A 22,816-nucleotide genomic window follows, 5' to 3' on the forward strand; every position below is an offset into this window, starting at 1 on the left:
CTTCAATATCCTATTTTTTACAATTAATGTCTATTTTTGACTAAACATATTTGATAAAAATGTACAACATCTTAAAATCTGCGCACTCTGGATGGCGCTACATCGTATTAATTCTATTGGTTATTGCTGTAATCAATGCTTTGTCGGGCTGGTTTGGTAATAAAACTTACACGGAAGGTAACCGTAAGCTGAATGTATTTACGCTGATCAGTGCACACATTCAATTCCTGATAGGTTTGGTGCTTTTTTTCTTAAGTCCATTAACAAAATTGCCGATGAGCGATGCCATAGGTCGTTACTTTAAGGCTGAGCATACTTCAATGATGCTTATTGCCATTATTCTGATTACCATTGGTAATGCAAAATCGAAAAAGGTAACAGAAGCTGTAGCAAAACACCGTACTATTGCCGTATTCTTTGGATTGGCATTGATCCTGATCATTGTTGCCATTCTGCTGATGGTTAAAGCTGTGCCTGGAAGATCGTTTTTTGGGGTGTCTTAAGTGGTTAACCGCAAAGCACACTAAGTTTTTCGCAAAGAGGCGCAGAAGCGTTTATTCGGATATTAATCTTTGTGTACTTTGTGCTTTCACTCTGTGTCCTTTGCGGTTAACGGATATTTATTTTCATAATTATTTCCATTTTTGGAAATTCTTTATATTTTTGTTGCTCATGATCAACAATATACATACATGGCTTTGGCAAAGTAATTCGAACGGATTGCGCTGGCTGCGTATGAACAAAATATAGTTTATCAATCTAAACCTTATTAAAGAACCATTAAAGCCCGGCGTAGAACCACACGCCGGGCTTTTTATTGTTAAAAAATACGAAATGCAAACCTTAAGCCCTATAGCTTATACCATTTACCTTTATCATGTATAAAATTAATACGACTTACAAAAAAATGCTTGCCGATACCACAACACCAGTGAGCATTTATTTACGCTTACGTGATGTGTATCCCAACAGTATCCTGTTAGAAAGTTCTGACTACCACAGCAGAGAAAACTCGATGAGTTTTGTTTGTGCCGATCCGGTAGCGGGAATTATTTTAAAGGGATCGCGATTAGAGACTTATTTCCCTGATGGTGCCGTAGAGATTACCGAAAGTAAAAACCTGATCGAAGAAATTACCGATTTTAAAGATAAGTTCAGAGAAACTGAATTGCCAGAAATCAAATTTATTTCGAGCGGTCTGTTTGGCTATTTTACCTGGAATGCAGTACAACATTTTGAAGATATAAAGTTTACTTCTGAAACACCTGAAGGTGAAGAAATTCCGGAAATGCAGTACCATCTGTATCGCTATATCATCGCCATCGATCACTTCAAAAATGAAATTACCCTTTTCAAAAATACTTTCGAAGGAGAAGAAGAGGGGGGGCTTGAAAAAATGGAGTACCTGATCCAGAATAAAAATTACCCTGAATATAAGTTTCAACTTCGTGGTGAGGAAAGTTCGAACCTAACCGATCAGGGTTTTATGGATCTGGTAGAAAAACTACAAAAGCATATTTACCGTGGAGATGTTTTTCAGATTGTGCCTTCAAGGGCATTTAAGCAAGCATTTTCTGGTGATGAATTTAATGTATACCGTTGCCTGCGTTCGATAAACCCATCACCTTACCTGTTTTATTTTGATTACGGAAATTTTAAATTGTTCGGTTCTTCGCCAGAGGCACAGATTACCATCAAAAACAATTCGGCCAACATTTTTCCAATCGCAGGGACTTTTAAGCGCAGCGGAAACGACATTGAAGACGCTGAACAGGCACGTAAATTAGAGCAAGACCCGAAAGAAAGTGCGGAACATGTGATGCTGGTTGATCTGGCCAGAAACGATTTAAGCAGGCACTGTAACCGTGTAGAAGTGAAATCTTTTAAAGAGGTTCAATACTATTCACACCTGATCCACCTGGTAAGTAAAGTGAGCGGTCATTTGCAGGAAAATGTAAGTGCTTTTAAAGTAGTCGCCGATACCTATCCGGCAGGTACCTTAAGTGGTGCACCAAAATATAAAGCCATGCAGTTGATTGACGAAAACGAAAAGTTGGGCAGGAATTTTTATGCCGGTGCAATTGGTTTTATGGGTTTCAATGAAGATTTTAACCATGCCATAATGATCAGGACGTTTATGAGCAAGAATAACGAACTGCATTACCGTGCAGGTGCAGGTATTGTGGCCGATTCTGTTCCCGAAACTGAAATGCAGGAAGTGAACAATAAAATTGCAGCGTTGCGTAAAGCGGTGCAAATGGCAGAGGGAATATAGTTGGGAGTGAGGAGTTTTTAGCTTGGAGTAAAATCCGTTAACAGGAAATAAAATGGAAAATATAGATAAAAAAACCGTCTTAGTAATCGATAACTATGATAGTTTTACCTACAATCTGGTGCATTTAATTAACGAAGTTGGTTATGAAGCAGAAGTTTGGAGAAATGATAAATTCGATCTGGCCGATGTAGAAAAGTATGATAAAATATTACTTTCCCCAGGGCCAGGTATTCCGGAAGAGGCTGGTTTGTTGCTGGATGTGATCAAAACCTATGCGCCAACGAAGAGTATTTTTGGGGTATGTTTAGGTCAACAAGCCATAGCCGAAGTTTTTGGTGGCACTTTATTGAACTTGGGCAGGCCAATGCACGGAATTGCTACACCGGTAACTGTTGTAGATGGTGATGAGCCTTTGTTCTGGGAATGTCCACAAACTATAAATGTTGGCCGTTACCACAGTTGGGTAGTGAGTAAAGATAACTTCCCTTCATGTTTAAAAATTACAGCAAGAGATCATAAGAATGAGATCATGGCGTTAAGACATGAAACGTTAGATGTTCGCGGTGTACAGTTTCATCCTGAAAGTGTGCTTACAGAGTATGGTAAACAGATGATGGAAAACTGGTTAACGACCCCCTAGCCCCCTGAAGGGGGAATTAAAGGCTGGTTGGAAATAGCAAAAGCCACTTAAAACTCATTAAAATAACTAAAGATTTAACTTAATTATAAGTAGCATGAACGATAGCGCTGAAAAGCCCCCTTTAGGGGGTGGGGGGTCTATATTAGATAAAATCGTATTACGTAAAAAAGAAGAAGTTGCGGCTGCCAAAGCTTTGGTTTCTGTACAGGATTTAGAAAATTCATTGCATTTTAAGAGAACACCTTATTCTTTTAAGGAGTTTCTATTGGCCGAAGACCGTACCGGTATTATTGCTGAGTTTAAGCGCCGTTCGCCGTCAAAAGGGTTAATTAATGGCATTGCCGATGTTGCTGAGGTAACGCAGGCTTATAATGCGGCAGGTGCATCCGCACTTTCGGTATTAACGGATGTAGATTTCTTTGGCGGTAAAACCGACGATATTCTGGCAGCAAGAGCGGCAAACCATATTCCGATCTTGAGAAAAGATTTTATGATCGATGAGTATCAGATCCTGGAAGCGAAAGCCTGGGGTGCTGATATTATTTTGTTGATTGCCTCAATATTAACCCCTCAGCAGATCAACGATTTCGGAAGGTTTGCAAAAGACTTAGGTTTAAATGTGTTGTTAGAAGTGCACAACCTGGAAGAGTTGGAGCGGAGCATCTGCCCGAATCTGGATGCTATTGGGGTAAACAACAGAAACCTGGGCGATTTTACAGTAGATATCCAAACCTCGTTCGATTTGGTAAATAAAATCCCGGTCGAATTTTTAAAAATTTCGGAAAGTGCAATCAGTAATCCACAAACGATTAAAGATCTAAAGGCCGCAGGCTTTAACGGATTTTTAATTGGCGAGAATTTTATGAAGACTGATAATCCGGGTGTTGCAATAAAGGAATTTGTAGGGCAGATATAGTCTCTATAAACCTTATAGGTATTAAAGCCCTATAAGGTTTGAACAAAAGATTTACACGTTCGCAAATTTCGTATATTTGCCTCAAATACATGGGAAAACAAAAATTTTATGATACTGCCATTGTGCAGGAGCGGGCGATTTTAGTTGGAGTGGTTACACCTGGCGAAAAAGAAGCCCAAACAAAAGAATATTTAGATGAGCTGGCCTTTTTGGTAGATACTGCGGGAGGGAAGGTAGAGAAGGTTTTTACACAGAAAATGCTTAAGCCAGAGCGTGCTACATTTGTGGGCACCGGAAAACTGGAAGAGATTAAAGCTTATGTAAAATCAGAAGAAATTGATGTGGTGGTTTTCGACGATGAATTATCGCCGTCGCAACTACGTAACATCGATCGTGAACTTGGAGTTAAGGTTTTAGATAGAAGCAATCTAATCCTGGATATTTTTGCCAACAGAGCCCAAACTGCACAGGCAAAAACACAGGTAGAACTGGCACAATTACAATATGTTTTGCCACGCCTAACCGGTATGTGGACGCACTTAGAGCGCCAGAAAGGTGGTATTGGGATGCGTGGTCCGGGTGAGACGCAGATTGAAAGTGATAGACGTATTATTTTAAATAAAATCTCTTTGCTAAAAGAGCGTTTAAGAAATATAGACCGGCAGAACGAAACACAGCGCAAAAACCGTGGTCAGTTAATTCGGGTAGCTTTGGTGGGCTACACCAATGTGGGTAAATCGACCATCATGAATATGTTATCGAAATCGGAAGTATTTGCAGAAAATAAATTGTTTGCAACTTTAGATACAACAGTTCGTAAAGTGGTGATCGAGAATTTGCCTTTCTTGCTTTCTGATACCGTTGGGTTTATCCGCAAGCTACCTCACCATTTGGTAGAATGTTTTAAATCTACTTTAGATGAAGTACGGGAAGCTGATCTGTTGATCCACGTGGTTGATGTTTCACATCCTAATTTCGAAGATCAGATTAATACCGTTAACGAAACCTTGAAAGATATTGGCGCGATTGATAAAGACATGATTTTAGTTTTTAATAAAATTGATGCTTATGTTTCGCCTGAGGTTGATGATGAAGAGGATGATGGCAAGCTTACTTTAGAAGACTTTAAGAAAAGCTGGATGAGCCACGATAAAGTACCTGTATTGTTTATATCGGCTACAGAAAAAGAAAACTTAGAAGAGTTTAAAACATTATTGTACGATAAGGTTAAAGCTGCGCATGTGGCCAGATACCCGTATGATAGTAACCTCTTGTATTAATCGTTAGGAAAAAAACCGGTAGATTAATAATCAATCACCAATTTTCAATGATCAAACCGTAGCGATGAGCTTAGAAAGATCGGTATATAAATAACCAAAATTGTCTTTTTCGATTGTAATTTGGTTATTGTGATTTGACCATTGGTTTCTGGCTATTGCGATTTTTTAATTATTGCATTAAAGATTAGCATGAGTTGATTGGCTTCACTTACGAGAATTATCTTTGTTGGTTCCAGTTCTTTTTTATCATCAATGTCGATCAGATTAAGCCAAAGTTTAGTTTCTTTAGCTTCTTTTCGGCAGACTTTTATCCGATAAATAAAATCAGCTTTGCTTAACGATTCATTGGCTTCGATATAATTTGCAGAAACGGAGCCAGAAGATCGAACAACCTGCTTAATATCTTGAATATTGATAATGCTATGTGTAACCTTTTTACAATATGACCTAACAGATTGAGCAAATAGAAAAGTTCTTTCTTCAAGATTAAAATTTGTTCCGTTGTTCATTAATTAAATATAAGTATTTTTACAAAAAACTAAAGGCTAGCAACTGGCTAGCAGTTTAATAATTCGTTTTTAAATTTTATTGTCTTTCCCATTTAATATTAGCAGATTAGTTATGGTCTGATAATTGACTATTGGATTGATGATTTTAAAACCTTATCAATTTAATTTTAGGCCCTGCATGGTCTGATAATTGATTATTGGTAATTGATAATTATAACATTATGGAAAGTAAACGTCAGCAGAAATTTGCAGGAGTATTACAAGAGGAGTTAGCACAGGTTTTTCAGCGTGAAGGTGCTGCATTTTTGCCTAATACATTGGTAACCATCACCCGTGTTCGGGTTTCGCCAGATTTGGCAGTGGCTAAAGTTTACCTGAGCTTTTTTAATACCAATAACACCACGCTTTCTATCAATACAGTTAATGCACATTCAGGCGAAATCAGGTATAAACTGGGAAGCAGAATCCGCCATCAGGTTAGGGTAGTGCCAGAGCTTACTTTCTTTGTAGATGATACAAACGAGTATGTAGAGCGTATGGACCATCTTTTCGATAAGATTGCAAAAGAGCCTAGGCAAAAAGACGAAGACAGCGAATAATCTTTGTGAGGAAGCTAAGGGAACCCGTTAATTTCTTCACTCATTTTATACCGGCATTAATTGCAATTCCGGCTGCTTATATATTGCTCCAAAAATGCAATACACCTATTGAATATACTGCTGCCTGGATTTATAGCATTGGCACTTTTATCCTTTTTGGCGTAAGTGCCATGTATCATGGTTATCCGGCTACTGATTATGGCGTGCGTTTCTGGCAAAAATTCGATCATTGCTGCATTTATCTGATGATAGCAGGTTCTTATACACCAACTGCTTTGCTGGTTTTTGATGGTTGGTTACGTTGGAGTTTGTTTGCCATTGTATGGATTATCGCCATTGTTGGCTGCCTGCTTAAAATCTTTAACCGGTTAAAAAGCACCGCTATTTCGCTGTCTATTTATATTTTAATGGGCTGTTTGATTGTGCCTTTGCTGCAGAAAATGCTAGGCACATTACCTTTTGGCGCAATTTGCTGGTTACTGTTTGGTGGCGTTTTTTACATTGCCGGAACCTATTATTATGCAAAGGATAAACAGATGTTCAGGTGGATGCACAGTCACGAACTTTGGCACCTGTTTGTAATCGGAGGAGCCTTATCTCACTATGTTTATAACTTCATTTATATTTTTAAATAGATTATAGATGCAAACTTTTGAGCAGATTATTCAAACAAATACATCATTGATCCATAAGGTGGTTGATTTTGATGTAGAACGGGATCAGCTTTTACCTTTAGATTTTACAGCAGCAAATACTGAATTAACGGATGAAATTCTGGATAATACTGATTTATTTTCTGCCTGGGTAAATGGAAAATTAATTAATAATAATGCCCGTTATGGAATTGGTGGCTATGGTGAACATCGTACCATATATTCTCGAAGTGCGCATTTTGATGCCGGAGAAGAAGCCCGCAGGTTACATTTAGGTGTAGATATCTGGGGGCCGGTAGGAACACCAATCTACAATTTTTATGATGCCACTGTGCAAAGCTTTGCCAATAACAACAACTTTGGCGATTACGGCGCAACCATTATCCTCGCTTATGAAATAACTGGTTTTAAATTTAATGCCTTATACGGGCATTTAAGTCTGGCCTCGTTAAATGGCCTTGAAGAGGATAAATTTATTCCTACAGGGGCCAAAATTGCAGCTTTAGGCTCAAAAGAAGAGAACGGTTACTGGCCGCCACACCTTCATTTTCAATTGATCGAAAATATGGAAGGATTAAAAGGCGATTACCCAGGCGTTTGCAGGTTTAGTGAACGAGAAAAATATCTGGCAAACTGCCCCGACCCGAATTTGATTTTGAAGGCCACATTCTTTTAACCGCAAAGAAAATAAGGAATGCGCAAAGTTTAGCCGTAGTTTTTCCGTGATTCTGTGCTTCCGTGGCAAAACAACTCCTCTGTTCTCTGCGAAAAACTTTGCGTTCTCTGCGGTTAAACCTGAATAAACCGTAAATTAGTATCATGAAAAACCTGCTCACCCTTTCTTTGCTTTTCTGCTGTTCGTTGGCCATGGCCCAGGTTCAGTTTAAATCGGGTAAAAGTGGTTTTACAAACTTCTTAAGGGAAAACACCATTTATCCGCAGTTCTCTAAAGATAATTGTATTCAGGGTACGGTAAATGTGAGCTTTAAACTTGATGCACAAGGGAAGGTTTATTTTTCGAAAGTGACTAAAGGGATATTATCTGATCTCGATGAAGAAGCCCTGCGCCTGGTGCGTTTAAGCAGCGGTAAATGGCAAGTTCCGGCAGGATACGATACAACGGTTTCTATTGTTGCGCCGGTTAATTTCAAACTTTCGGGCTATAATTGCGAAGGAAAATCAAATGAGGCCATTCAAGAAGCAATCCGTACTTATCTGGCTGAAGAAGGTTTAACCAATTCTGTAATTAATTTCTATAAAAACATCGACCAGGCAAAACCCGGACAAGAGGTTCAGATTATTGCCATTAAAAACCAGTTGGGCATTGATGATGAATATTTGGATGACCGGATAAAAATGGGCCTAAAGAAAATAAAACAGGGCGATAAACAAGGTGCCTGTGAGGATTTTTTATTTGTTAAATATATGGGGAGTAAAATGGCTGATGATTATTTAGCAAAGTATTGTAAGTAAATGAAGAACACCAGCAGATTTTTTGCCTTATTGGATATTATCAGTATCATATTGCTTGCTAAACAGTTTTGGCAGATTTTAACACACCTGGACGAAATCCCCGATCAGGTACTTTCGCAGGCCAAGGTTGTTTTATTGTTGCCCTTATTTGTATCGCTTTTTGTATCAGCAGCAGGTTTAATTTTATTTAAGAAATTCGGCTTTATTACCTATTATATTCAGTTTCCTTTCCGTTTGGTGGTATGGATATTTTCTATCGGTTTTATTACTTATTTACCAGAAGTGTTAAACCTTGGCGAACGGTGGTTTGATATTTTATTCCGCATCTGTTTTATCGCCGAATTTTTCAGATTATATTTTACCATTAAAATTCACCGCTCATCGCCCAGTAGCTATCGGGTCTGATACCTCAGGTAAAACCACTGTTATGGCGGCAGGCAGAATTTTTGCTTCAACGGTATTCACCCTGCCAATGTATTCTCCATCAACCTGGAAGTGTGCTTTGTGCTTCGAAGAAATCTTAACCTCAGCAGTTTGAAATACTTCTATTTTTTTAGGGTTGAAAGGCAATTTGGTGATCCATATTTTTAAGATTTCAAGGTAGGAGTAATCTTTTACCAAAACTACTTCAAACAGATCGTCGTCTAATTTTCCGTCTGGGTTTATCTTTAATCCAGAGCCGTACATGGTTGCATTCGCAATAGCCACCATTGCCGCTTTGGAAGTGATTGTTTCGTTTTTAAGTTTCAGTTGTACTTCCATTCTGCTATGGTTCCATAAGGCATGCCAGGTAGCTCTTGCATAACCCCACATCCCCCGCTGGGGCAGGGCGTCAAATTTCTTTACCAGGTAAGCATTAAAACCTAAATCGGATAAATGGATGCAGATTTCATTATTAAGTTTGACTACATGGATCTTCTGGAGCTTACCTTTATCCAGTATGGCTAAAGCCAGTGCAATATCAGTTGGAATACCTAATTCTTTCGCCATTCCATTTGCAGAACCGGCAGGGATTATGCCAATAGGGGTTTCGGTATGCAACAGACATTCGGCAACCAGTTTTAAGGTGCCATCGCCACCAACGGCCACCACACGATCAGCCTTTGCACTTTTAATCCTTTCTTTTATCTGCTCTAAAGAGCAGTTTTGTGGTAATTCGAAAAGATCGATCGCTGTTTTTTTTGTATCGAAATGGGTAGAAATTACTTCCTTTAAGTTAATGTCATGACTGCCTGAGCCTGGGTTGATAATGAATAATAATTTCATGTGTTACCTTATGGTTTACATCACAAACAACTTTTAATAAACTCTGTTTTAATACAGATGAATAAATCTGTTAGTGTTAAGGTATATCATGGCTATGGCCACGCACACAATTTGGTTGTTTATGGCCATGTTTTTAAACGAAAGGCAAAAACACGGCAGGTTTACAGTAATAATTTGTTTGTTAATATCGCACACCTTTTAAAGCTCTTCATCTTAAAACCTTTTGCCTTTGTTGAGGTGCGTTTGCAGTTTTTTGATCAAACGATTTACAATAAAACCGAAGGGGATGGCTTTTTTAAGTTCGAATGGAAAGCCGAACATGATGTGCCTGCAGGCTGGCACTTTGTTAAAGTAGAAGCTGTTGATAAAAACGGGAAAGTTTTAAGTGCGGGCGAGGGTCAGGTATATGTACCGCACATTACGCAATATGCCTTTATTTCGGATGTGGATGATACGGTAATGATTTCTCATTCGGCAACTATTGGACGGCGATTGAGAGAGCTGTTTATCAAGAATCCGCATACGCGTAAAACCTTTCCTGACGCAGCTAGCCATTATCAGCAATTGGCCATGTCGCATACTGAAGCAAACCAGCCCAATCCTTTTTTTTATGTAAGCAGCAGTGAATGGAACCTTTATGATTATTTGGTCGAGACTTTTAGGTTTAACAAGTTGCCTGACGGTGCCTTTCTTTTAAATACATTAAAACGGTGGAAAGATTTAGTCAGAACAGGTAAAACAGGACATGAAGGGAAATTATTGAGGGTAATGCGAATTTTAGATGCTTTTCCCAACCAGAAGTTTGTTTTCTTTGGCGACAACTCCCAGCATGATCCCGAAATTTATTCCACAATAGTGGAGAAGTATCCAAAAAATATCGAAGCGGTATACATCCGTAATATTCGTCCTGAAAAAGAAATAGAAACGAGGGAATTGCTTAAAAAAATTGAAGATAAAGGGGTGAGGGCGTGTTTGTTTATTAATAGCGAGGAAGCAATTGAACATTCTAAATCAATAGGATTGATCCAGTAGTTTTTGGAGCGCAAAGGGTGTGCTCATCGGGTTCAACTGTCCCGCTTTCCTTCCTGCCCCGATGAAGTATCGTGGGCATCCATTCAATCGGGGCTAGGTACAGTGTTTTTCGCTAATGGAAACAGGCCCCAGTTCAATAAACCTGACAGGAGCGGGCACCGAATGCAGAGAGGTAAAGCGGATGGCAGGACTGTCGGATCCGATAAATACTGAACCCTGCTTTTCAAAAAAAAAATCACAGATTTCTCCTCCGTAGGAGTTCCTTTGGAACACTACGGTCGAAATGATGGAACTACAAAGATTTATCCAAATCAAGAAATCGATTTTCCGAACGGCGTAAAGGCTAAATTCATCAGCTTAAAATGTTGGCGCCCAAATGGTATACCTACAATGGTAATGCAAAGCAGGATACCAAAAAACAAATGCGTTAAAGCAATCCAGAAACCGCCACAAAAAATCCAGATCAGGTTCATGATGGTAGAAAGGCAACCTGTATTTGATGAAGTATCAGTTATTTTAACGCCAAAAGGAGCAAGGCCCACAATAGCGAACTTAAAACATTGGATACCAAAAGGAATCCCCACAATGGTTAGACAAAGGATTAGACCTCCAATAATATATTCGAAGAAAATAAAGATACCGCCAAAAATAATCCAGATAATATTGCCTAAAAAGTTCATTATGTTTTTTAGTTTAAGATTTAATAATGGGTATTTTGTTACAGTTCGCTAATGCATTGTGCTTATATTCTTCGTAATTTAGAATCACACACAAAAGAAACACAACATGAAAAAATTAATTCTTGCAGCGACATTCGTCGCTTGCTTTGGGCTGTCGCGTGCCAAAGCCCAAAATGTAAATGGCGTAAAATTAACCGATATCCATGTGGATTATATCCAGATCCGTGCAGTAAAAAGTTTTTTAGCAGATAAACAATGGATTGCGCTGGAGCATGGCCAAAAGGTAGGCGATTATAGCGAACTGTACATCAGAGATGATAATGATAAAAAAATCGAATTTAATTCAGCAATTGATGCCGTGAACAAAATGAAAGCCTATGGCTACGAGTTGTTTAGTGTTTATACAGAGCAGGTAGACCAGTCATCAAACCGGCCAGTATATGTGCTGAAAAGGAAGTAAAGATTTAGTTTTGATGCAAAATAAGAAGAAGCTATATCATTAATATCAATTTGTCATCCTGCGCCTGTCGAAGGACTTACTAAATGTAGAGCAAGGCGTTTCGACTACTTGTTCCGATTCTTCGGGAAGCTCAACGTGACAGATTCGTATAAGACAGCTTCTTCTTTTTAGTGCTCAACTTATATAAAGTCGAGCGTATTAAATTTTTTATTCAGGATATCAGCATTATTTACATCCAGCCATTTATCTAAAATCGTACCGTAAACCTGTCTGAAATCCAGTTGATATTTTAAGTCGCCGGTATCCAGATCACTTAGGTTTGGTGCAGCATTAAAAATCCCTTGTTTCTTTAATTTTCCGCCAAAAACAAACATATTATTTGCCGTTCCGTGGTCGGTGCCGTTACTGGCATTTTGTTCTACCCTGCGGCCAAATTCGGAGAAGGTAATCACCAAGGTATCTTCAAGCTTATTGTTCGATTTTAGATCCTTTAAGAAAGCAGCCATGCCCTCACTATATTGTTTAAGCAGATTTCCCTGTTGTCCAATTTGATTTACGTGAGTATCAAAACCACTTAACGATACATAATAAACCCTTGTTTTTAATCCCGAAGAAATAAATTTAGAAACCGTTTTCAATTGGTTTGCAAAACCCGAGGTAGGATAAGTAGATTTCGACTGATAAATTTTGGAGGTATTCTGTATATAACTGGCAGAGGATGAAGTTTCGATCATCGTTTTATACAAATAGCCTAAATTGTCTTCGTCTAAATGTTCCTTATCATTCTGCAACATGGCCTTAAAAAACGGATCGTTCGTATTACGGAACAAAGCTGCAGGATCTTTTAATGCAATTCCTTTTTTGGTTTGCCCTTTCATGGCCAGAGAAAGTGAGTCGTCAACTTCTATCGCGGTGTAAGGGAATTTGCAGGTTTGGCAATTGCTATCTAAATAACGGCCAATCCATCCGGTTGATAAGAACTGATTGCTATCGCTACCCGTTTGCCAGATATCCATCGAACGGAAATGCGAGCGGTCGGGGTTAGGGTAGCCCACATCGTTAATGATAGTCATCCAGCCTTGATCATAAATTTCTTGTAAGGCGGCCATGTTAGGGTTTAGCCCTTGCATGTCGTTCAACTTAATTACCTCTTCAGGCTTAATGGCTATACTTTTTCTTTTTTGGTAATAAATATCGTTTCCAAAGGGAATAACGGTGTTTAAGCCGTCATTTCCACCAGAAAGCTGTACCACAACCAAGTTTTTGTATAGGCTCAGCTCATCAAGCGCCATGGCCTCAAGCGGTTTCATAAAAGCAGGAACAAATAGTGAACCTGCTGCAACAAATCCTGTATTTCTTAAAAAATTTCTTCTGTTCATCTTGTTAGTCTTTGATGGTCAATGGTTTTATGATCAATGGTTTATGGCTTGGGTGCTTAGCTAATCGGCTATTGACCATTGACTATTAACTGTTCTCTAGCACAGCTGATACTCGGGCATGCTGGTAATTTCAACTGCTGTACTCCGCAATCCTTTATTATCGCTTACCATTGCTGTAATTTTGGCGTTTAATTTCGGTTGCAATAAAAACTCGGTTAGCGCTAAAGGCGTTAATCCTTTTGGTAAAGTATCTAAAAATTTAGGCCAGTCTGCATTTGCGTTTATGTACGATTTTGGTTTCATGTTGGCGTTTGCATTGGTGGTAGCTGTTCTGCTTAACGCAATTACGGCTTCATCTTCCGGATCGGCTTTGCCACTGAAATCGATTTCACCATCATTTAAAACAAGCGAAGGAATCCGCATCCTTAACATTAACGATGAACTATCAATCCAACTTTGTCCGCCAGGCCAACCTGCAACATTAGGTGGGTTAAATAAATATTGTCCTAAACTGCTTTGTAGCTGAATTAAAACCTGTGGTTTGTTATAGGTAACATAAAACTCGCGACTTAAGCCTACCAAAAATTCAGTGGGTGATTTAATTTTTGTGCCTACATTTTCAGGGCTATAGAACCACTCAGATGTAAACATTTTTTTCATCATCGAGGCAATGTCGTATTTCGAGTTGTAAAAATGTGTGGCAAGTTCTTTAATATGATCCTCGTTCGGGTTATCGTTTACGAAGAATTTATATACTTTCCTGGCGATAAACTGTGCAGTTTCTGGTTTTTCTAGAATAATATCGATAATGTTTTCGCCTTCAAAATTCCCGATTTTACCGAAAAAGGTTTTTGTTCCGGGATCGTGCAGGTTTTGTCTGAAAATGAACGAACCATCTTTGTCGTACATCCAGCCGGTAAATGCGCGGGCAGATTCTTTAATGTCCTGCTCGGTATAATTTCCTCTTCCCAAAGTGAAAAGTTCCATGAGTTCACGCGCGAAGTTCTCATTTGGCTTACCTTTTCTGTTCTGCTGGTTATTCAGGTATTGCAGCATTGCAGGCGACTTGGAAACTTCAACCAATAAAGTTTTAAAGCTGCCGAGGGCATTTGTTCTTTGAATATTATTTAACTGTTGTGCAAAAAACGGGTTGTTGCTGCGGCAAGCAAAATGGCCATGCCAAAAAAGCGTCATCTTTTCCCTCAATGGAGCATCTGTGTTTATCATCCTGGTAATGAAGGCAATATTCAGGTCGCGGCTTACTTCGTTTTGCTCGCGTATAATTTGCTGACGCATTTTTTTTTCATCATCATTCAGATCTTTTTTAGCATATAAACCTGCCTGCACCAAAAGCTGTCGTTTTGATTCAAAATCATTCACTAAATTGATTGGATCGTCTTTTTGGGAATCTTTAAGCATGTTATCTACCACTTTATCGAGATTTTTTTTGCTTAATTTTTGTAAGTCGGTATAAGAAACCCCGAAGCCTGCCCGGTTGTAAAGATGTTTTACTTTTAAGAAATTATCTTTTGCGCTCATAATGGACTGTTTTACAGTATGACTTATTTAAAACGCCAGGGTTTAATCTTTGTTTTCTTTCTTATTTTTGTTAATGTTTTTTCAGTTACTAGATGATGATCCAGGCTTTCCAGATCCGGCTTTAGCAGAAGAGGATGGTTTATTGGCCATTGGGGGCGATTTAAGTACGGAGCGGTTATTAATCGCTTATTCGAATGGGATTTTCCCATGGTTTAGCGAAGGCGAACCCATCCTCTGGTATTCGCCACACGAACGCTGTGTGATTTATCCCGATAAAATTAAGATCAGTAAAAGCATGCAGAAAATTTTAAACCAGAAAGTTTTCAAAATCACCTTTAATCAGGCTTTTGCCGAAGTGATCCGCAATTGCGCAACTACAGAAAGGAAAGGACAGGATGGTACCTGGATTACCAACGAAATGCAAGATGCTTACATTAACCTTCATCAACAGGGTTATGCACACAGTGTAGAGGTTTGGTTGGCTGATCGGCTGGTGGGGGGCTTATATGGTCTAAAAGTAAACCGTGTTTTTTGTGGCGAAAGTATGTTTAGCCATGTAAGCAATGCCTCAAAAGCAGCATTGATTTTTTTAAGCAAAATGAATATAGATTTAATTGACTGTCAGTTGCCGAACGATCATTTAATGAGTTTAGGCGCTGAAATGATCGATCGGGAATTGTATATGGAACTGCTTCAGGCTCCTTACTAATATCCTTGCGTTTGAGGTTTATTTGGAGCGCATTTGAGTACAACTATTCAGGTTTCTTCCCGCTTTACGTTTTATCCCGATGAAAGGATCGGGATGTTCACTGCAATCGGGGCTAGGTGGCCAGGACTGGCATTAAAATTATTGTTGAAGCATTTATGCCTAAGAGATTAATTTTTGGTGGCTTTTGTAAATCTAAGTCAGCATTAATGTTATTGTCCGCTATTCCCGTCAATTAAACCCTGTTCGCGCATTGCATTTTCTATCCGTTTATCTGGAATAAACCAGATGCAGGCTACAATGAAATAGAGTGCAACGCCAATCCATGGGTTTATAAAACTTAGTGCAATGCCTCCGATATAAAAAAGTAATGAGAATTTCCCTTTTGCATCATTCCCAATAGCATGTACCACAAGTGAATGCTGACCTTCTGTTCTTTTGATGACGATTACTAACAGGGTGTAGGAAACAGCGGCAAGGAGGAGCACAGCACCATACACTATAACCGGCCATAAGGCAAAATGGTGTTCACCCATCCATCCGGCTGCTACCGGGAATAACGAGAGCCAGAATAAAAAATTAAGATTTGCCCAAAGCATTGATCCGTTTACTTTTTTAACCGCATGCAGTAAATGGTGGTGATTGTTCCAGTAAATACCTACGTAGATAAAACTTAAAACATAACTGATGAATTTTGGAATAAGCGGTTTTAAGCTTGCTAAAGTTTCGCCATGCTCAGGAACTTTAATTTCTAAAACCATAATGGTGATGATAATTGCAATTACTCCATCACTAAATGCTTCTAATCTGCCTTTGTTCATTATTGTTTTTTTGTTAGGTAGCTAATTACACCTGCTCTATATTCTGAATCTTTTTCGTTTAAAGCTATAAGCTGATTGGTGAAGTCGAAATTTATAAAAAGTTCAGGAACATCCGTATCTGTCTGTAGAAATGCTTTAAATCGATATTGCCCAGAATTATAATCTACATCTGTTTCATTTAAGTTTGCTACCTCAAAAATCATCTTATCGGTACGCATTTTACTATTTGATTTCAAGTTATATAGAGATGCAAGTGAAGTTAAGAATCTATCACTCTCGTTACCTAAGGATCGAAATGAAATTCCATTAGATAAAAATGTGTTTTTCATATCTCCATTGACAATGCCAGCTTTAATGTTTTTTTTCAATGAAATTTCGAGGCCAACTGTATCGGTATTGTCTAGTCCTTGTGCTTTAAAAATTACAGTAGAATCCGTTTCTTTTTTGCCCACAATATTTAACATCACATCAATAAAGCCATCATCTGCTTTTTTTAATACAATTTGTATTAAACCCTTTTCCGGAGGTTTGCAAGAAAACAGAAACAATAATGTAATCACATAAAGCAAATTTCTTTTCATTTTTTGAAGGCGTTAAATCGTATTTAGTTTGACTACAATTATCTGTTAATTTATTTATAAAAACAAAACCCGCAAACTTTTGATCTGCAGGTTTCTTATTGTTGTTTTGTTGAAATTATAATTCTCTTACCCAGATGTTCCTGTAGCTGATAGCAGGACTTGGATCACCGTGATCTTGTAATTTAATTGAAGCCGGGCCATGTTTTTTATATTCTGGTGCACCGATATATCTGGTTTCCCCTTTTAATACAAATCCATTCTGTAAAAGCACTCCATTTAAAAATACGGTAACACTTGCTGGTTTTTGTACTGTTCCATCTTCATTAAAACGTGGCGCGTTCCAGATGATATCGTAGTATTGCCACTCGCCTGGTTTTTTGTTGGCATTAGCTAATGGAATCGCTTGTTTATAAACACTACCCGTTTGTCCGTTAACATAGGTTTTGTTGTTGTATGCATCCATAATCTGGATTTCGTAACCATCATCACCGCCACCTGTTGATGCTAAAAACACGCCACTGTTCCCACGTGCCTGACCTTCGCCAGTTATGTTTTCAGGGATTTTCCATTCCATGTGCAATTGGTAATCGGTAAACTTTTTATTGGTTTCGATATTACCAGTGCCTTTTTTTACCGTGAAAAAACCATCGTCGATAGTCCATGCAGCTGGTTTAGACGGATCTTTAACCGAATGCCATGCATCTAAATTTCTGCCGTTGAAAAGAATGGTAGCATCAGATGGTGCATCCTGAGGCAATTTGCCTGGTGTAACAATTTTAGGAACAGGCTCCCAAACCTCAGTTGTTTTTGGGTCTTTGGCAGGATCTGGTTTTTTATCTTGTGCCATAGCTTGCCCTGCAAAAAGTGCAGGAATAAATAATAGTGTGTACTTGTTCATGATTGTGGTTTAACTTTTAAAGTTAACCAGTTTATTAAGAAAAGGAAATTTCGTATTTAAAATTTTACCCCAAATCGTCAACAACATAGGTTTCACTTATAATTACTTCGTCAGGGGCAATGTCTTCTTTACGCTGTTCTGCCAAATCGCGCATTGGGCAATAACCCGTTATGCCGCGATACAGTAATCCAGCACCAATTGCTGCACCGGTTAAACCAATTACCGGATGCGAAAAAATACTGGTGATACCTTTAAAGAGTAAATATGTTCCTGCAGCGCCAGATAACCAACGCTCAGATTTTGAAACGTTTTCGAACAATTCTGGGTACTTCCAGGCTTCCTTAACGTTGTTTACAGCGGTATTAAAATCTTGATTTGTCATGATGGTTAAATTTATGTTCTACTGTATAACAAGTTAAGAGGGAATGAGTTTTGAAAAGAAAATTAAATGTGTGGCCCATAAGATTTATCGTCATTTCGAGCGGACCCGATAGCTATCGGGTGCAACGCAGGCGAGAAATCTATTAAGATAGATCTCTCCATTCCACTGCGTTTCAGTCGAGATGACGAGTTAATATTGAATGCCTAATTCAATATATCGCGTATATCGTCCTTGCTCAGCGATTTAAAGAAACTTTCTTCAGTTGTAATTAAGGAGTTTGCCAATGATTTTTTACGGTTCTGTAAGGCCAATATTTTCTCTTCAACGGTGTCTTTTGCAATGAATTTGTAAATGAAAACCTTTTTATCCTGACCGATACGGTGCGTTCTGTCGATGGCTTGTTGTTCTACTGCCGGGTTCCACCATGGATCGAGGATAAAAACATAATCAGCTTGTGTTAAGTTTAAACCTACACCACCTGCTTTTATAGAGATTAAGAAGACCTTCAGTTCGGTATTCTGCTGAAACTCGGAAACAATTTCGCCGCGGTTACGGGTTGCACCATCTAAATAAGCAAATGGAATATGCTCCGCTTCGAAATGTTTTTTGAAGATATCCAGGTGTTTTACAAACTGAGAAAATACCAAAACCTTATGCCCGCCTTTAAGTACATTATCTAAAGTATGGATTACGTTTTCGAATTTTCCGGAATCTGAAACATAGGCACCATCAATCATCACAGGGTGGTTAGCCAGTTGACGTAAGGCGGTTAACCCTTGTAAAAGCTGTACCTGTTTCTGTGCGAAAGTTCCATCGTCCATGCTCTGCAATAAATCGTTACGATAGGCAGATTTTGTTTTTTCGTAATAGGCAGCCTGATCTTCGCTCATATCACAATAAATTACCTGTTCCGTTTTAGGTGGTAATTCCGCTGCTACTTGCTCTTTCGTTCTACGGAGTACAAAAGGCTTTATAATCGATTGCAGTTTGCGCGCTTTTTCTTCGTCCTTTTTCTTTTCTATCGCCTGCACATATTCTTCGTAGAAGAATGCCTGAGTGCCCAATAAACCAGGGTTTAAAAAGGTCAACTGCGACCATAAATCGCTTACTGAATTTTCTACAGGCGTACCGCTCAGAATCAGTTTATGTTTAGATTTTAAGCTTCTAACGGCTTTGAACGATTTTGATGCCGGGTTTTTAATGTTCTGACTTTCATCGAGAATAATGTAGTTGAAATAAAAGTTTTTCAGTTCATCTACATCTACTCTGGTAACACCGTAAGTGGTAATGATAATATCGTAATTGGCAAAATTGGCAACATCTTTATTTCGGTTGGTGCCTGTATGTGCCAGTATTTTAAGCTTTGGTGTAAACTTTTTAGCCTCCGTTAACCAGTTGTAAATTAAAGAGGTAGGCATGATGATGAGGGAGGTCGTCTGCGTTTCAAGCAATTGGTCATCTTCCTTCACCTTTTGCAGCATGGCCAATGTTTGGATGGTTTTACCCAAACCCATATCATCGGCCAGACACCCACCGAAATTATATTCGCGTAAAAAGCTGAACCAGTTATAACCGGCTTTCTGGTAATCGCGCAAACTGCCTTTAAAATGAACAGGCATCTGCGTATCGGCAATATCCTCAAAGTCTGATAATCGCTGCAACTTGCGTTCAAGCGTAACATTCGCCAGGCTATCTTCAGCCAAATCATTGATGAGGCCAATATGGTGTTTCTTTAATTTTAGTGTTTTTCCGGCCTCGGCCAAACTGAACAAACTACCGTATTGCGTAAACCATTTATCCGGGATAATAGCCACTTCGCCATCGGGCAATAAAAACTCACGCTTTTTGTGTAGAATATGTTGCTTTAGTGAAAGAAAAGGAATCTGGTATTTTCCGAACCATACCACGGCATGGATATCGAACCAATCGTTTCCTTCTTTAACTTCAAGATCTATTTTGCTGGCACCGAAAACAAATTTTTTCTGTCCTGTGGCCTGTTCAATTTCAAAACCCGAAGCCTGTAAGATTTCAATATGCTCGTTTACCCAATTTATAGCCCCGTAACTTGGATTTTCGTCGGCAGAAGCTACTTCCAGGTTGCTGAATAAAGAACTCGTTTTTTTTAGTCCTAACGACAGCAGTAAATTAAACTGCTTTTTTTCCCATTCCGCCGAACGTTTGATGCGGTGGAAAATATAATTATCGGCAGTTTTTTCTAAGCGTACAGTTACTTTGTGTGCATTCTCTACTGGGAAGGTATATTCGCCGTATTTAAAATATAGCTGAATTTGAGAAAGGCCGCCATCAACATATAAAACTTTAATTACCGGTATTGCCTCAAACTGTTCGGTTCTGATTTCGAAACCTTCGGCATACACATGGTGTTTTTCTATTAAAGGGGCAACAAATTTTTCAAAATAAGTGGCTTCGGTTGTTTTGGGTATGGCAATAAAACGTTTATTTAGAAAGGGCTGCAATTTTTTCCCCTCAATATCCTGATCAAAAAAGTATAATACATCATTCAGCAATAACCACGCAGGTTTATTGCTGATGATCTGCGCTTCTTTAAACATAAATTCGATACGCAGATTCTGATATTTGATGGTCGGAAAATAGCGCGTTTCAGTTTCATTCCTTCGAAAATGGAAAAGGATAGATGCAGGCTCATCAGCCAGTTCGATTTTACGTTCTACCGGCCAGCCATCTTTGTCCATTACATAAAGCTCGTTTTTTACCTTCAAAAGCTCTAAAGCTTCGGCAAGTTTCTTTTCGATTTTAGGACGGACATTTTCATAAAATTTATTGTCGAAAATTTTAGTGAAAAACTCAGTTGGTCTGATTAGTTTTTTATAATATTTTTTAATCAGCGAGTCTTGCTCAATGTCATCTAAGATCTTGATCAGTTTATAATCAATATCACTTAAACAGGCATTAAATTCTTCTGCGGTATGCGTAAAAATCCGTTGATAAGTAAAAGAAAAATCTCCTTGCGGATTGAGCTGAACAACGTGAGGTTCAATTAAATAGCCCAAGTACTCATGTTTGCACAAAGAGTACACCACTTTACAGGTTTTAGAACTATCGACACGTAACATTGATTGGTTTAAAATTTTTTCTAAGCTAAGCGCTTAAAAAACTTTAAACTTACAATATTTTGAGGTTACATCAAAAAGAAGTAGCGGTTTTTGAGATAAAAATTATCAGTTTTTTATCGGAATTTAAAAGGGTGGTTAACTGTTTGATTGTATGAGTGAAAATGAATCAGCCTAAAACAAAGAAGGCATCCTGAAAATCAGAATGCCTTAAAAACTTGTTAATTATTGTTTATTTCCAGCCACCGCCTAATGCACGGTATAGGTTTACCACCGATTGTAGTTTTTGTAATCGATCGTTAATGCCACTTAATTGTGCCGTTAACAAACTTTGTTCTGAAGTCAAAACGTCAGTATAGTTTGTTGCCGAACTGTAGCGCAACAATTCTTTGGTAAAATCTACTGCTTTGGTTAACGAGGCGATCTGTTTTGCTCGTGTTGCTTCTTTTTCTGAAGCTGTTTGATAAGCGTACAAAGCATTCGATACTTCCTGTCCGCCGGTTAACAGCGTTTGTTGAAAGTTGTAAAAAGCAATCTGTTGATTTGCTTCAGCAGTTTTTAAGCGTGCTTTGTTTGCCCCTTTTGCAAAAATTGGCTGCGTTAAACCGCCTACCAGATTATAGAAGATAGATTTGCTAAAGAAATCCTGTAATTGTAAACTTGATAAGCCACCTGTTGCGGTAATGGTTAAGGCAGGATAAAAATAAGCTTTAGCTACGTTGGTGTTTTCGAAAGCCGATCTGAAGCCAAATTCAGCAGCGATCACATCCGGGCGGTTTTTTAACAATTGTGCAGAAACGCCGGTTTGTAGGTTAGCATAAGGGGTCTGCTGATCTAAGGTAGTGCGGTTAATCGCATTTGGCGCTTTAGCAACCAAGACACTTAGTGCATTTTCAGCCTCTTTAATGCTTCTTTTTAAATCAGGCAAGGTAACTTGTGCAGCATATAAATTGGCCTCGCTTTGTACAACTGCTGCGCCATTAACTACAGCACCTTGTTTAAGCTCTTTCATGGTTTCCACATCCTTGGTCCTCACTTTAATGGTTTCCTCGGTAATGGCCAATTGTTTGTCAAGCGCCAGCAAAGTATAATAATTGTTGGCAATGGTTGCAATTAACTGTGTTTGAACAGCGCGTTTTGCCGCATCACTTTGTAATAAAGTAGCATAAGCGCCGCGTTTTGCACTGCTTAATTTTCCCCAAATGTCAGCTTCCCAACTGGTGCTCAACTGTGCTTTATAGGTTTGGGTTTCTAAATTAATATTAATCCCAGGAGGAAAGTTTAAGGAGGCCTGCGATTGTTTATTATCCGTTACGTTTACATCTGCCTGTAAGCTTGGCAATAATGCCCCACGGCTTTGAATTAAAGTGGCTTCTGCAATTTTAATGCGCTCAATCGCTTGTTTCAAATCTAAATTCTCATTTATCCCCTGCTGGATCAGCGATTTTAAAGTGGTATCTGAAAACAACGTTTTCCATTGCAGATCTGCAATAGTAGTGGTGTCTGTTGTATTGTTATCACGGTATAAACCTTCGCTCTTAAGCTGTGGACGCTCGTATTTTTTAGTTACGCAGGCGCTTAGGCTGAGGATGGCTACACCGATTAAAATGGAATGCTTATATCTAAATTTCATGG

24 protein-coding genes are annotated in these 22,816 nt (G+C 38.7%); 13 read left to right on the top strand and 11 right to left on the bottom strand.

Features of this window, described 5'->3' with window-relative positions; all coding sequences use genetic code 11:
- Positions 1–59 precede the first annotated feature (59 nt).
- The 5 genes from ACN9MR_RS25010 to hflX all read left to right on the top strand — a co-directional run bounded on the left by ACN9MR_RS25010 (position 60) and on the right by hflX (position 5,111).
- Complete coding sequence (locus ACN9MR_RS25010; RefSeq protein ID WP_426327184.1) at positions 60–503, top strand: cytochrome B; 444 nt, start codon at positions 60–62, stop codon at positions 501–503.
- A gap of 374 nt (positions 504–877) precedes the next feature.
- Positions 878–2,275: an anthranilate synthase component I family protein gene (locus ACN9MR_RS25015; RefSeq protein WP_184465000.1), complete on the top strand. Its 1,398-nt coding sequence runs from the start codon at positions 878–880 to the stop codon at positions 2,273–2,275.
- A gap of 52 nt (positions 2,276–2,327) precedes the next feature.
- Positions 2,328–2,915 carry an anthranilate synthase component II gene (locus ACN9MR_RS25020; protein ID WP_426327185.1) on the top strand — a complete coding sequence of 196 codons (588 nt, stop codon included), beginning with the start codon at positions 2,328–2,330 and terminating at the stop codon, positions 2,913–2,915.
- Positions 2,916–3,009: 94 nt separating this feature from the next.
- The gene (trpC, locus tag ACN9MR_RS25025) at positions 3,010–3,831 is read left to right on the top strand and encodes an indole-3-glycerol phosphate synthase TrpC (RefSeq protein WP_426327186.1); all 822 of its coding nucleotides are present in this window, start codon (positions 3,010–3,012) and stop codon (positions 3,829–3,831) included.
- An 89-nt stretch (positions 3,832–3,920) separates the two neighbouring features.
- The gene (gene hflX, locus ACN9MR_RS25030) at positions 3,921–5,111 is read left to right on the top strand and encodes a GTPase HflX (RefSeq protein ID WP_086548764.1); all 1,191 of its coding nucleotides are present in this window, start codon (positions 3,921–3,923) and stop codon (positions 5,109–5,111) included.
- A gap of 152 nt (positions 5,112–5,263) precedes the next feature.
- Here hflX and ACN9MR_RS25035 read toward each other — a convergent pair whose 3' ends face one another.
- Positions 5,264–5,620, bottom strand: a complete 357-nt coding sequence (locus ACN9MR_RS25035) for a four helix bundle protein (protein WP_116249127.1) — start codon at positions 5,618–5,620, stop codon at positions 5,264–5,266.
- 221 nt (positions 5,621–5,841) lie between these two features.
- Here ACN9MR_RS25035 and rbfA point away from each other — a divergent pair, with 221 nt between their 5' ends.
- The 5 genes from rbfA to ACN9MR_RS25060 all read left to right on the top strand — a co-directional run bounded on the left by rbfA (position 5,842) and on the right by ACN9MR_RS25060 (position 8,750).
- The gene (rbfA, locus tag ACN9MR_RS25040) at positions 5,842–6,219 is read left to right on the top strand and encodes a 30S ribosome-binding factor RbfA (protein ID WP_029274533.1); all 378 of its coding nucleotides are present in this window, start codon (positions 5,842–5,844) and stop codon (positions 6,217–6,219) included.
- Between the two features lie 5 nt (positions 6,220–6,224).
- Positions 6,225–6,854, top strand: a complete 630-nt coding sequence (trhA, locus tag ACN9MR_RS25045; protein WP_426327187.1) for a PAQR family membrane homeostasis protein TrhA — start codon at positions 6,225–6,227, stop codon at positions 6,852–6,854.
- A gap of 7 nt (positions 6,855–6,861) precedes the next feature.
- The gene (locus ACN9MR_RS25050; protein WP_426327188.1) at positions 6,862–7,548 is read left to right on the top strand and encodes a peptidoglycan DD-metalloendopeptidase family protein; all 687 of its coding nucleotides are present in this window, start codon (positions 6,862–6,864) and stop codon (positions 7,546–7,548) included.
- Positions 7,549–7,691: 143 nt separating this feature from the next.
- A complete protein-coding gene (locus ACN9MR_RS25055; RefSeq protein WP_426327189.1) occupies positions 7,692–8,345 on the top strand; it encodes an energy transducer TonB in 654 nt (217 codons plus the stop codon).
- Positions 8,346–8,750, top strand: coding sequence for a hypothetical protein (locus ACN9MR_RS25060; protein ID WP_426327190.1), 405 nt, complete (start codon positions 8,346–8,348; stop codon positions 8,748–8,750).
- On the opposite strand, the gene ACN9MR_RS25065 is transcribed toward ACN9MR_RS25060, so the two are convergent.
- Positions 8,724–9,611 (bottom strand): diacylglycerol/lipid kinase family protein, encoded by an 888-nt coding sequence (locus tag ACN9MR_RS25065; protein ID WP_426327191.1) that lies wholly within the window; start codon positions 9,609–9,611, stop codon positions 8,724–8,726. The two genes, ACN9MR_RS25060 and ACN9MR_RS25065, sit on opposite strands and share 27 nt — an antisense overlap.
- 57 nt (positions 9,612–9,668) lie before the next feature.
- On the opposite strand from ACN9MR_RS25065, the gene ACN9MR_RS25070 reads away from it, so the two are divergent.
- Positions 9,669–10,643 carry an App1 family protein gene (locus ACN9MR_RS25070; protein WP_426327192.1) on the top strand — a complete coding sequence of 325 codons (975 nt, stop codon included), beginning with the start codon at positions 9,669–9,671 and terminating at the stop codon, positions 10,641–10,643.
- Between the two features lie 311 nt (positions 10,644–10,954).
- On the opposite strand, the gene ACN9MR_RS25075 is transcribed toward ACN9MR_RS25070, so the two are convergent.
- A complete protein-coding gene (locus tag ACN9MR_RS25075) occupies positions 10,955–11,323 on the bottom strand; it encodes a YccF domain-containing protein (protein WP_039472680.1) in 369 nt (122 codons plus the stop codon).
- A 106-nt stretch (positions 11,324–11,429) separates the two neighbouring features.
- On the opposite strand from ACN9MR_RS25075, the gene ACN9MR_RS25080 reads away from it, so the two are divergent.
- Entirely contained in the window at positions 11,430–11,783 is a 354-nt protein-coding gene (locus ACN9MR_RS25080; protein ID WP_426327193.1) for a hypothetical protein, read from the top strand.
- A gap of 179 nt (positions 11,784–11,962) precedes the next feature.
- Here the strand turns inward: ACN9MR_RS25080 and ACN9MR_RS25085 are convergent, their stop codons facing one another.
- Complete coding sequence (locus ACN9MR_RS25085) at positions 11,963–13,162, bottom strand: DUF1501 domain-containing protein (RefSeq protein WP_029278263.1); 1,200 nt, start codon at positions 13,160–13,162, stop codon at positions 11,963–11,965.
- A gap of 96 nt (positions 13,163–13,258) precedes the next feature.
- The gene (locus ACN9MR_RS25090; protein ID WP_426327194.1) at positions 13,259–14,701 is read right to left on the bottom strand and encodes a DUF1800 domain-containing protein; all 1,443 of its coding nucleotides are present in this window, start codon (positions 14,699–14,701) and stop codon (positions 13,259–13,261) included.
- Between the two features lie 73 nt (positions 14,702–14,774).
- On the opposite strand from ACN9MR_RS25090, the gene aat reads away from it, so the two are divergent.
- Positions 14,775–15,410: a leucyl/phenylalanyl-tRNA--protein transferase gene (gene aat / locus ACN9MR_RS25095; RefSeq protein WP_426327195.1), complete on the top strand. Its 636-nt coding sequence runs from the start codon at positions 14,775–14,777 to the stop codon at positions 15,408–15,410.
- A gap of 209 nt (positions 15,411–15,619) precedes the next feature.
- Here the strand turns inward: aat and ACN9MR_RS25100 are convergent, their stop codons facing one another.
- The 6 genes from ACN9MR_RS25100 to ACN9MR_RS25125 all read right to left on the bottom strand — a co-directional run bounded on the left by ACN9MR_RS25100 (position 15,620) and on the right by ACN9MR_RS25125 (position 22,814).
- A complete protein-coding gene (locus ACN9MR_RS25100; RefSeq protein ID WP_426327196.1) occupies positions 15,620–16,228 on the bottom strand; it encodes a TMEM175 family protein in 609 nt (202 codons plus the stop codon).
- Positions 16,228–16,809: a hypothetical protein gene (locus ACN9MR_RS25105; protein ID WP_426327197.1), complete on the bottom strand. Its 582-nt coding sequence runs from the start codon at positions 16,807–16,809 to the stop codon at positions 16,228–16,230. The genes ACN9MR_RS25100 and ACN9MR_RS25105 overlap by 1 nt, the downstream gene beginning before the upstream one ends.
- 115 nt (positions 16,810–16,924) lie before the next feature.
- Complete coding sequence (locus ACN9MR_RS25110) at positions 16,925–17,707, bottom strand: 3-keto-disaccharide hydrolase (protein WP_426327198.1); 783 nt, start codon at positions 17,705–17,707, stop codon at positions 16,925–16,927.
- Between the two features lie 64 nt (positions 17,708–17,771).
- Positions 17,772–18,089 carry a YgaP family membrane protein gene (locus tag ACN9MR_RS25115; RefSeq protein ID WP_029278253.1) on the bottom strand — a complete coding sequence of 106 codons (318 nt, stop codon included), beginning with the start codon at positions 18,087–18,089 and terminating at the stop codon, positions 17,772–17,774.
- A gap of 203 nt (positions 18,090–18,292) precedes the next feature.
- A complete protein-coding gene (locus ACN9MR_RS25120) occupies positions 18,293–21,184 on the bottom strand; it encodes a DEAD/DEAH box helicase (protein WP_426327199.1) in 2,892 nt (963 codons plus the stop codon).
- Between the two features lie 229 nt (positions 21,185–21,413).
- Complete coding sequence (locus ACN9MR_RS25125) at positions 21,414–22,814, bottom strand: efflux transporter outer membrane subunit (protein WP_426327200.1); 1,401 nt, start codon at positions 22,812–22,814, stop codon at positions 21,414–21,416.
- Positions 22,815–22,816 lie beyond the last annotated feature (2 nt).

Source organism: Pedobacter sp. R-06 (genome assembly GCF_049913135.1).
Taxonomy (GTDB): Bacteria; Bacteroidota; Bacteroidia; order Sphingobacteriales; family Sphingobacteriaceae; genus Pedobacter.

Excerpts from the sequence above, each read along its gene's own strand:
- ACN9MR_RS25010 (WP_426327184.1), top strand. The coding sequence starts at position 60 with ATGTACAACATCTTAAAATCTGCGCACTCTGGATGGCGCTACATCGTA.
- ACN9MR_RS25015 (WP_184465000.1), top strand. The coding sequence starts at position 878 with ATGTATAAAATTAATACGACTTACAAAAAAATGCTTGCCGATACCACA.
- ACN9MR_RS25020 (WP_426327185.1), top strand. The coding sequence starts at position 2,328 with ATGGAAAATATAGATAAAAAAACCGTCTTAGTAATCGATAACTATGAT.
- trpC (WP_426327186.1), top strand. The coding sequence starts at position 3,010 with ATGAACGATAGCGCTGAAAAGCCCCCTTTAGGGGGTGGGGGGTCTATA.
- hflX (WP_086548764.1), top strand. The coding sequence starts at position 3,921 with ATGGGAAAACAAAAATTTTATGATACTGCCATTGTGCAGGAGCGGGCG.
- ACN9MR_RS25035 (WP_116249127.1), bottom strand. The coding sequence starts at position 5,620 with ATGAACAACGGAACAAATTTTAATCTTGAAGAAAGAACTTTTCTATTT.
- rbfA (WP_029274533.1), top strand. The coding sequence starts at position 5,842 with ATGGAAAGTAAACGTCAGCAGAAATTTGCAGGAGTATTACAAGAGGAG.
- ACN9MR_RS25050 (WP_426327188.1), top strand. The coding sequence starts at position 6,862 with ATGCAAACTTTTGAGCAGATTATTCAAACAAATACATCATTGATCCAT.
- ACN9MR_RS25055 (WP_426327189.1), top strand. The coding sequence starts at position 7,692 with ATGAAAAACCTGCTCACCCTTTCTTTGCTTTTCTGCTGTTCGTTGGCC.
- ACN9MR_RS25060 (WP_426327190.1), top strand. The coding sequence starts at position 8,346 with ATGAAGAACACCAGCAGATTTTTTGCCTTATTGGATATTATCAGTATC.
- ACN9MR_RS25065 (WP_426327191.1), bottom strand. The coding sequence starts at position 9,611 with ATGAAATTATTATTCATTATCAACCCAGGCTCAGGCAGTCATGACATT.
- ACN9MR_RS25070 (WP_426327192.1), top strand. The coding sequence starts at position 9,669 with ATGAATAAATCTGTTAGTGTTAAGGTATATCATGGCTATGGCCACGCA.
- ACN9MR_RS25075 (WP_039472680.1), bottom strand. The coding sequence starts at position 11,323 with ATGAACTTTTTAGGCAATATTATCTGGATTATTTTTGGCGGTATCTTT.
- ACN9MR_RS25080 (WP_426327193.1), top strand. The coding sequence starts at position 11,430 with ATGAAAAAATTAATTCTTGCAGCGACATTCGTCGCTTGCTTTGGGCTG.
- ACN9MR_RS25085 (WP_029278263.1), bottom strand. The coding sequence starts at position 13,162 with ATGAACAGAAGAAATTTTTTAAGAAATACAGGATTTGTTGCAGCAGGT.
- ACN9MR_RS25090 (WP_426327194.1), bottom strand. The coding sequence starts at position 14,701 with ATGAGCGCAAAAGATAATTTCTTAAAAGTAAAACATCTTTACAACCGG.
- aat (WP_426327195.1), top strand. The coding sequence starts at position 14,775 with ATGTTTTTTCAGTTACTAGATGATGATCCAGGCTTTCCAGATCCGGCT.
- ACN9MR_RS25100 (WP_426327196.1), bottom strand. The coding sequence starts at position 16,228 with ATGAACAAAGGCAGATTAGAAGCATTTAGTGATGGAGTAATTGCAATT.
- ACN9MR_RS25105 (WP_426327197.1), bottom strand. The coding sequence starts at position 16,809 with ATGAAAAGAAATTTGCTTTATGTGATTACATTATTGTTTCTGTTTTCT.
- ACN9MR_RS25110 (WP_426327198.1), bottom strand. The coding sequence starts at position 17,707 with ATGAACAAGTACACACTATTATTTATTCCTGCACTTTTTGCAGGGCAA.
- ACN9MR_RS25115 (WP_029278253.1), bottom strand. The coding sequence starts at position 18,089 with ATGACAAATCAAGATTTTAATACCGCTGTAAACAACGTTAAGGAAGCC.
- ACN9MR_RS25120 (WP_426327199.1), bottom strand. The coding sequence starts at position 21,184 with ATGTTACGTGTCGATAGTTCTAAAACCTGTAAAGTGGTGTACTCTTTG.
- ACN9MR_RS25125 (WP_426327200.1), bottom strand. The coding sequence starts at position 22,814 with ATGAAATTTAGATATAAGCATTCCATTTTAATCGGTGTAGCCATCCTC.